At 61.7% G+C, this 9,156-nt stretch carries 8 protein-coding genes; all 8 read right to left on the bottom strand.

The features are described 5' to 3' along the window. Window positions 1-1,102 (bottom strand): electron transport complex subunit RsxC (gene rsxC, locus NUW23_09375; GenBank protein ID MCR4426382.1); only part of this gene is annotated, 1,102 nt, incomplete at its 3' end. Between the two features lie 159 nt (window positions 1,103-1,261). Beyond that, window positions 1,262-2,986, bottom strand: a complete 1,725-nt coding sequence (locus NUW23_09370; protein ID MCR4426381.1) for an NADH-dependent [FeFe] hydrogenase, group A6 — start codon at window positions 2,984-2,986, stop codon at window positions 1,262-1,264. Between the two features lie 19 nt (window positions 2,987-3,005). After that, on the bottom strand, window positions 3,006-4,631 hold the full coding sequence (gene nuoF / locus NUW23_09365; protein ID MCR4426380.1) for an NADH-quinone oxidoreductase subunit NuoF: 1,626 nt from the start codon (window positions 4,629-4,631) through the stop codon (window positions 3,006-3,008). Between the two features lie 66 nt (window positions 4,632-4,697). After that, window positions 4,698-5,186, bottom strand: coding sequence for an NADH-quinone oxidoreductase subunit NuoE (gene nuoE / locus NUW23_09360; protein MCR4426379.1), 489 nt, complete (start codon window positions 5,184-5,186; stop codon window positions 4,698-4,700). Between the two features lie 107 nt (window positions 5,187-5,293). Continuing rightward, complete coding sequence (locus NUW23_09355) at window positions 5,294-5,656, bottom strand: (2Fe-2S) ferredoxin domain-containing protein (protein MCR4426378.1); 363 nt, start codon at window positions 5,654-5,656, stop codon at window positions 5,294-5,296. Between the two features lie 238 nt (window positions 5,657-5,894). Continuing rightward, window positions 5,895-6,026 carry a hypothetical protein gene (locus tag NUW23_09350; GenBank protein ID MCR4426377.1) on the bottom strand — a complete coding sequence of 44 codons (132 nt, stop codon included), beginning with the start codon at window positions 6,024-6,026 and terminating at the stop codon, window positions 5,895-5,897. Between the two features lie 481 nt (window positions 6,027-6,507). Continuing rightward, entirely contained in the window at window positions 6,508-8,178 is a 1,671-nt protein-coding gene (locus tag NUW23_09345) for a formate--tetrahydrofolate ligase (protein ID MCR4426376.1), read from the bottom strand. A 19-nt stretch (window positions 8,179-8,197) separates the two neighbouring features. Beyond that, a partial coding sequence (locus NUW23_09340) for an FAD-dependent oxidoreductase (GenBank protein MCR4426375.1) occupies window positions 8,198-9,156 on the bottom strand: 959 nt, incomplete at its 5' end.

Below are 9,156 nucleotides of genomic sequence, written 5' to 3'. Positions count from 1 at the left end.
TGCAAGCGATGGGTTCAATTCGCTTGGCTTCTGCCTGCGAGAGAACGAGGATCCCGGAAGTCCCTTTCGAGATTGAGACGTCTGTACTGGGAATCGGGCATCCCATCATCGGACCGCCGAATACTATCTTTCCGGGCTCCATCGAGTACCCGCCGCACTGGTCTATGAGTTCCTGGGCCTTCGTCCCTATCCGGGCCAGCACATTCGCAGGACTCGCGACAGCGGATCCAGTGACGGTGACAACTCTCTCTATGAGGGGCATTCCCCTGTCAAACCTGTCCGCCACCGCGACGGCCGTCGCCACGTTGTTCACGACGACTCCCACATGGAACGGCAGGCAGCCGGGGGGAACTGACCTTCCCAGAACGCTCTTGATCAGATGTTTTTCAGAACCTTGTGGATACTTAGTCTCAACAACAGCTACCTCGATGCCCTGTGCGGCACGGGCGGCATGCCGTAAGGCCTCCGCGGCATCGGGCTTGTTGTCTTCCACTGCGATTATGCCTTTCGAAACCCCGACCGCACTCATCAGGATCTGTGCTCCTCGTACCACATCAGCGGGCCGCTCCACCATAAGGCGGTGGTCAGCGGTGAGGTACGGTTCGCACTCCGCCCCGTTGATAATGAACGTGTCCGCTTTCACATTCGCAGGTAGAGCCAGTTTTGCGTGCGTGGGGAACTCTGCGCCTCCCATGCCCACGATCCCCGCGTCCCGGATAATCGCCAGAAGCTCCTCTCGGGAGAGGGCCTCCACCTCCGCAACAGGCGCGACGGAATCGGCGAGCGTGTCCTCACCATCGGACTCGATGGCGACGGCCGGTTCCAGACAGCCATTCCAGGCCCTGACCGTTACTATGCCTGTGACCTTGCCCGATACAGGCGAGTGCACGGGCACGGCCCGCCGGTCCTCGCTGTCAGCGATCTTCTGTCCCATGAGGACGGCGGATCCTTTCTCAACTATGGGTGTTAGAGCAGAACGAGTAGCCTGACGAAGCATTACCACGACTTGAGACGGTCGCTGGGCCCGCACGATCGAAAGTCCAGCGGTGCTCGACTTGTTCCCCGGAGGATGCACACCTCCTCGGAACGACCCTTTGGGCATGAGTCTCACTCCTTTAGTCTCCCGGACCTTCCCCGACGAACAAAGACCCGTCGCGTGGCGGGGTACGTTAGTTTGGTGCCTGGCCGGCGTCTTTGTCGGGAGGCACCAAACCCGTATCATTTTACACCACACCGTGGGTAATCTGCAAGAACGCTGAACTCAGGATCGTCTGGACACATAGTGAGTATGCAGCAACTCGTGCGATCGCTCCGACAGCGGCTTGCCCAGGAACTCCGCGTAGAGTGCCGCAACTGCAGGATTATCATGGCTCTTCCGAAGAGGCATGGACCGGTCGACCTCGTAGAGAGCCTCGCCGCGCTTGCCCCGCGTGGCCATGACAGTTCCGACCGGCTGTCCTCCGCCTCCCACGCACCCTCCCGGGCAGCACATGATTTCCACAAACGTCCAGTCAGCCTCGCCCGCGGCGATCCGGTCCAGGACCTTTCTGGCATTGGCGAGCCCATGTGCCACGGCGACCTTGACAGGCTTGCCTTCGAGGTCCACCACCGCCTCTTTAATCCCTTCGAGGCCGCGCACGTCGGTCAGCTCGACGTTGCCCAAGGTCTTGCCGGTCGCGATCTCATAGACGGTCCGGAGCGCAGCCTCCATCACACCGCCCGTCGCCCCGAAAATCGCTCCCGCGCCGGTCGAGATGCCCAGGGGCGTGTCGAACTCCTCTTCAGGCAAGTTTGCGAAATCCAGACCTGCCTGGCGGAGCATGCGGCCGAGTTCCCTCGTGGTCAGCACGATGTCGACGTCCCGATGGCCGCTTGCAGTCATCTCGGGCCGGGAGGCCTCGAACTTCTTAGCGGTGCACGGCATGATCGAGACCACGAAGACGTTCTCCGGGTCGAGCCCGGCGCGCTCGGCATAGTAGGTCTTGGCGAGTGCCCCGAACATCTGCTGGGGTGACTTGCACGACGACACGTGTGGCAGCAACTCGGGGTAGAAGTGCTCAATGAACTTGATCCATCCGGGGCTGCACGATGTGAGAAGTGGAAGGCTTCCCCCGTGCTCCAGCCGTTCGAGCAGTTCGCTTCCTTCCTCCATTATGGTGAGGTCCGCCGCGAAGTCCGTGTCGAACACCCGGTCGAACCCGAGCCTGCGCAAGGCCGCAACCATCTTCCCGGTCGCAATGGACCCAGCCGGAAGCCCGAGTTCCTCGCCGAGAGAAGCCCGGATCGCAGGGGCGGTCTGGACGACCACGTGCTTCTTGGGGTCTGCGAGGGCCTCCCATACCGACTCCGTGTCATCCCGCTCGGTTATGGCTCCGACCGGACACGCCAGAGTACACTGGCCGCAGAGGGTGCATGCCACCTGTGTCAGGTTGTCCTCGAACGCAGGCATCACCACGGAGTCAAAACCCCGGTTCACCGTGGTCAAGGCAGAGACACCTTGCACTCCATCGCACGCAAGGATGCACCTTCGGCAATTGATGCACTTGTCAGGGTCGCGAACAAGCGAGGGGGTGGACTCGTCCTTCGGGATGCCCCGTTCGACCCGATTGAACCGGATCTCCCGTATCCCGAGGTCCGCCGCGAGTCTCTGCAGTTCGCAACTGAGGTTCCTGGGGCAGGAGAGACAATCATCAGGGTGGTGCGCGAGCATCAGCTCAACTGACATTCTCCGGGCCTCACGGACCTCGGGAGTGTTGGTCCTGACGATCATCCCCTGGGTTGCAGGGTAGACGCACGAAGCTTGCAGGGTCTTCATCCCGGCCACTTCGACCACGCAGACGCGGCAGACCGCCGGGGCGCCCAAGTCCTCGTGATAGCATAGGGTCGGGATGGAGATTCCGACGCTTCTCGCCGCGTCGAGCACAGTCGTCCCCGGTTTCACCTGCGCGGTCCTGCCGTCGATAGTGAGAGTGATCGTATCGCTCACAATCCGTCCCTCCCTGTCGTCACGCTGTCGCGCGGACGGCACAGACCGAGGTAGGGCACCGCCCGTCGAGATGCGCCTGGAATTCGTCGGCGAAATGCTCGAGCATGGTGAGGAGCGGGACCGGGGCCGACTGCCCGAGCCCGCACAGGCTCGCACCTTTCATTGCCGAGCTGAGTGAGCGTATGAGCGCGATATCGGCTGACGTGGCCTCACCCGACCGGATCTTCTCAACGAGCTCGCACAGCCTCTTCGTGCCCTCCCTGCACGGGGTGCACTTCCCACACGACTCATGCTGGAAGAACTTCATCAAAGTGGCGGCCACGTCCACGATGCAGTGAGAATCATCGATGATGAGCAGGGCGCCGGACCCAAGTGCGGACCCCGCGGCAGCAAGGCTGTCGTAGTCCATCGGGATGTCGAGATGGGCACGGGACAAGCATCCTCCAGACGTGCCCCCAGTCTGGGCCATCTTAAACTGGCGGCCCCCAGGGATTCCAGCCCCCACGCCGTAGATAACCTCGCGCAGGGTGATGCCCATCGGGACTTCTATTAAGCCCTTGTTGTTGATGTCGCCTGTGAGCGTGTACACCTTTGTGCCTGGAGAAGTCGGGGTTCCGAAACCCTTGAACCATTCCGGACCGTTTCGCACGATCGGGGCAATGTTGGCGATAGTCTCCACGTTGTTGACAACCGTGGGCTTGCCCCACAGACCTTGTGTGCCGGGGTATGGCGGCCTGCTCCTGGGCTCGCCCCGGCCTCCTTCGATGGACTCGATGAGGGCGGTCTCCTCACCGCACACGTAGGCCCCCGCCCCTTTCTTGACCTCCACGTCGAAATCGAACCCGGAGCCGAATATGTCCCGCCCGAGCAGGCCGAGGCCACGCGCCTGTTCGATGGCATGCTCCACCCGCTCGATAGAGACCGCATACTCACCGCGGATGTACACGTAGCCCTGGGTTGCACCTGAGGCATAACCCAGCAAGATCATGCCCTCCAGGATCCCGTGGGGGTCGCCCTCGAGAATGAGCCGGTCCTTGAACGTCCCGGGCTCGCCTTCGTCTGCGTTGCAGATGATGTATTTCTGGTCTGACTTCGCCCGCGCTGTGAATTGGAGCTTAAGGCCTGTCGGGAACGCGGCGCCGCCCCGTCCCCTGAGGCCAGATGCCTTGAGGATCTCGATGACATCGTCGGGCTTCATCGAGGTCAACGCTGCCCCCGCGGCCTGGTAGCCGTCCCGGGCGATATACTCTTCTATGTTGTCGGGATCGATGAGCCCGACGTTCCTCAGGACTATTCGGTGCTGAATATCAAAGTACCCGGTGCGTTTCTCATCCGCCCGGGCCACTGAGGGGAGTTCGCCAGTGTACTGGAGACGCCGGACCACCCTGCCCTTGACGAGGTGTTCCGCCACGATCTCCTCGACGTCCCCAACAGAAACTTGCGTATAGACAGTGCCTTCAGGATACACCACGATAATCGGGCCAAGATCGCACGGGCCCAGGCATCCGGTTTCGACCACGCGAATCTCCCGCGCGAGATCCCGCGCTGCAACCGAGCTGACTAGAGCATCCCTCACAGCCCGGCAACCCGCGGCCACGCACGGAGACCCCCCGCACACGAGTACGTGAGAACGATAGAACTCCACGAGGACTCCTCCTTTCGCGGTTGACCCCACACGCGTGGGGCCCAGGATCAGGCAGTCTCGACCGGCCTACTCATACTGCCGCAGTATTGCGGGCAGGTCCTCCACAGTGAGGTTGCCGTGAACCGTATCATCGATCATGATCGCAGGGGCAACACCACATACCCCGAGGCAGGATGTGAGCTCGAGGGTGAACCTGCCGTCCTTGGTGGTCCCGCCCAACTCCACCCCCAACTGAGCCTGGAGCGAGTCCACGATCGCCTGCGCTCCCGCGATGTGGCAAGGGGCGCTCTCGCAGATCCGGATGATGTGCCGTCCCCGCGGTTTGGTGGAGAACATCGAGTAGAAAGTCGCGACACCATACACCTTGCTTACAGGAAGATTGAGAGTCCTCGCCACGATGGTCAAGGCCTCGCGCGGAAGCCAGTTCCCCAGGGCTTGCACGTCGTGGAGCGCAAGTACCAGGTCTTCGGGCTTTCCACGGTAGTTCTCCGCAACTCTTCCGACCTCATCCAGGTATGCCTGGTCAGGAGAGCACGTCTCGGTCAGACTGTGCACGCTCGGGTCCCTCCCCATCCGAAGTGTTCGCAGTGTTGCGCGGATCTCACACGATCCCGGCAACAAGCCTTGTGAAGACATTCACAATCCTCGTCAGAAGGCAAAGCCTACTGAGTGGATATGACGAGATCGCCGAGAACGCGTCCGTTCACGACGTGGCTCGCAATAATCTGCCGGGCGCGCTCCGGTGTCACTTTCCCGTAAGTCACCTTCGCCTCGCCCGACCGGACAACGTCGACTATAGGCTCCTGCTCGCACAGCCCGACGCAGCCGGTCTGGGTGACTGTGACATTGTGAAGGTTCCGGCGACCGAGTTCCTCCAAGATCGCTCCAAGAGTGTCACGGGCGCCGGCTGCGATTCCGCATGTCCCCATGCCGACGACGATCCTGACGTCACCCTGACCTTCGCGGAGTTCCGTCATAGCCCGCGCCCGCTCTCTGATCCGCTTGAGCTCCTCCAAGGATTTCATAAGACAGAGCACCTCCCAAGAATGCTGGTCTGCGCCTAGAGTAGAGTATATACCAGGTTCCCGCGGGGAACAATACCTTGGTCACTCAGAACCATGCAGCACAGGGCGAACATAAGCGGGGTGGGCAATCGTCCATTTCACCGCTGGGGTACGCAGATCAACCGTGCCGTGGCAGGCACGGTTGACAGGAAGGGCGAGGCTACGACCGGCCGGTCTCACCTTGCGATAGCCCTCGCGACTACCACCACCTGGGTACAAATGCCGCGAGAACAATGATGCCCAGGAGGATCAAGAGCATTCCCCAGTTTCCTCCCGCCCACCAGCCCACACCGGGGCCAGGATCAGCCTTGACGACTTCGCCAACGGTCATTTGTGTGTCCTCCTTATCGCTGAGAATCCCCTGGCCTGCCTCTGCAGGCAAGTCACCCTTTTTTACGCGGTACTGCATCTGAATCACGCCCCGCTAGCACCACGGGAACCAGAACACCGCAACCACGATGATTCCTAGAAGGATCAAGGCGAGGCTCCAGGCGAGACCACCTTTCCACCATCCGAAGCCGACCTGAGCGCTCTCCACGGTTCATCGCTCCTCCCGTATCGGTTATCCAGCCATAGGCCACTGGGTTTTCTGGGCATACTCTCGGCCCTCAGGCTGATATATAGTATGAATAGCGTGCACTGGGTGACGCTCAAGCCCCGAAATTGGGACAGGCCACAAGAAATACCCCCCGGAACCTGGTGGTTCAAGGGGGAGAAGCTGACCATGCCTTCCGGCTCAGCTCATGTGGCCCATCATGACGCCATCCGACGCCCGGTGGCGGACAGGCCACTATCGCGTACATTATTACCTATCAGAACAGCCCAACTATCCTTCCGTTCTCGTCGATGTCCACGTTCTCCGCGGCCGGTACCTTCGGGAGGCCCGGCATGGTCATCACGTCGCCTGTCAGCACCACCAGGAACCCGGCGCCGGCAGAAGCCCGGACTTCTCTGACGTTCAGCTTCCAGCCAGTGGGCGCTCCCTTCATGTTCGGATCGTCCGTGATGGAGTGCTGGGTCTTAGCCATGCATATTGGCATCTTGTCGAGGCCGAGCTTCGTGAGGGAGGAGATGTTCTTCTCCGCCCCGGGCGTGTAGACCACACCGTCAGCCCCATAGATCTCCCGCGCGAGCGTCTCGATCTTGGCCTTTATGGGCAGGGCCGGGTCGTAGATGGGGTGAAAGTCCGAAGGATCGCTCTCCAGCGCCTCAAGCACCTGCCGGCCCAGCTCCAGCCCGCCCTCGCCGCCGCGGGCGACCACCTCGGATATCGCGCTGCGAACGCCCAGAGCATCGCAGTGGCCCTTAACGAGCTCCAGTTCCTCTGGGGAGTCAGTGGGGAACCGGTTGATCGCAACCACGATGGGCACTCCGAACTTCTTGAGGTTCTGGATGTGCCGGTCGAGGTTCGCGCACCCTGCTTCGAGGGCCGCGAGATTGGTCTCGCTGACCTTGTCTTTGGGGACCCCGCCGTGCATGTTCAAGGCCCGGACAGAGGCAACCAGGATCGCCACGTCAGGCTTGAGTCCGGTGAACCTGTGGACGATGTCGAAGAACTTCTCCGCCCCGAGGTCGGCCGCGAATCCTCCCTCGGTCACCACGTAGTCCGCTAGCTTGAGCGCCATACCGGTGGCGATCACGGAGTTGTTGCCGTGGGCTATGTTGGCGAACGGCCCGCCGTGCACGAACGCGGGCTGGCCCTCGAGGGTTTGCACGAGGTTGGGCTTGAGAGCGTCCTTGAGAAGAACGGCCATGGCCCCAACGGCCTTGAGGTCCGACGCCGTCACAGGCTTGTTGTCCTGGGTATAGGCGACGATCAGCCGGCCGAGCCTTTCCTTGAGATCGGACATGCTGGTCGCGAGGCACAGCACTGCCATGATCTCGGACGCGACTGTGATGTCGAACCCGGACTCCCTCGGCACTCCGTTTCCGGACCCGCCCAGCCCACAGACGATGCTGCGCAGCTGCCGCTCGTTCATATCCATGACCCTTCGCCAGACGATCCGGTGGATGTCGATTCCGAGGGCGTTCCCCTGGTGGATGTGGTTGTCCAGCAAGGCCGCGAGCAGATTGTGCGCCGTGCCGACTGCATGGATATCCCCGGTGAAATGGAGGTTGATGTCCTCCATCGGCACGACCTGGGAGTAACCTCCTCCGGCAGCCCCGCCCTTGATCCCGAAAGTGGGACCGAGGGAAGGCTCACGCAGGCAGAGCATCACTTTCTTCCCGAGCTTGCCCAGGGCCTGGGTAACCCCTACCGCTGTGCAAGTCTTGCCCTCCCCCGCGGGTGTCGCGGTGATGGCCGTGGTGTAGATGAGCCTTCCATTTGGGCGATCCGCCAGCCTCGGAAGGACGCCGAGGGAAACCTTTGCTTTGAACTTGCCGTAATACTCAAGGTCATCTTCAGATAGTCCAACGTCCTGCGCCACCTCCTGGATGGGACGAAGCCTGGCTGACTGGGCGATCTCGATATCGCTCAACATACAGTAAGGCACCTCCTGCTCACGACTTCGAACGCAACCAGAGATCTATCCCGCGTGCCGCGCGCTTGCCCGCTCCCATCGCCGAGATGACAGTCGCGGCGCCTGTCACGATGTCCCCTCCGGCGTAGACCCCAGGTATGCTTGTAGCTCCGTATTCGTCACGCGTCTCGATGTTCCCTCTCCTTGTGAGAGCAAGCCCCGTGGTCCTGGATAGAAGGAGCGGGTTCGGGCCCTGGCCGATGGCGATGACGACAGTGTCAACGTCAATGGTGAATTCTGAGCCGCTAACGGGCACCGGCCGGCGCCTGCCACTCTCATCGGGAGCTCCGAGTTCCATACGCAGACACTCCATGCCGCCCACCGCTCCGAAGCCGTTGTCGATGATCCGGGTGGGGTTGACGAGGAGCATCATCTCAACGCCCTCCTCCTCGGCGTTTTCGATCTCCTCGATCCTGGCCGGCATCTCTGCGCGAGACCGGCGATACACTATCTTGACTTCCTTCGCCCCGAGGCGAAGGGCGGTGCGGGCTGAGTCCATGGCGACGTTACCCGCTCCCACCACGGCGACCTTCTCGCCCACATTGACCGGGGTGTCGTACTCGGGGAACTCGTAGGCACGCATCAGGTTCACCCTGGTAAGGAACTCGTTGGCTGAGTATACCCCATTGAGGTTCTCCCCCGGAATGCCGAGGAAGTATGGGAGGCCCGCACCGGTGCCGATGAACGCGGCCTGATACTCGCCGGATTCAAGCATCTCGTTGAGGCTGAGCGTGTAGCCCACCACGGTATTGGTGTAGATGCTCACCCCGAGGCTCCTCACATAGTCAACTTCCTCATCCACGATGGCCTTCGGCAGCCTGAACTCGGGGATTCCATACCTGAGCACCCCACCTGTCTCGTGCAGGGATTCGAACATGTCCACGCGGTAGCCCATGAGAGCCAAGTCCGCAGCGGCAGTGAGCCCCGCGGGGCCGGACC

It is taken from the genome of Bacillota bacterium, from assembly GCA_024655925.1.
Taxonomy (GTDB): domain Bacteria; phylum Bacillota; class DTU025; order DTU025; family JANLFS01; genus JANLFS01.
The sequence above is the reverse complement of the archived record's forward strand: the minus strand, read 5'-3'. Positions and strand labels throughout refer to the sequence as shown.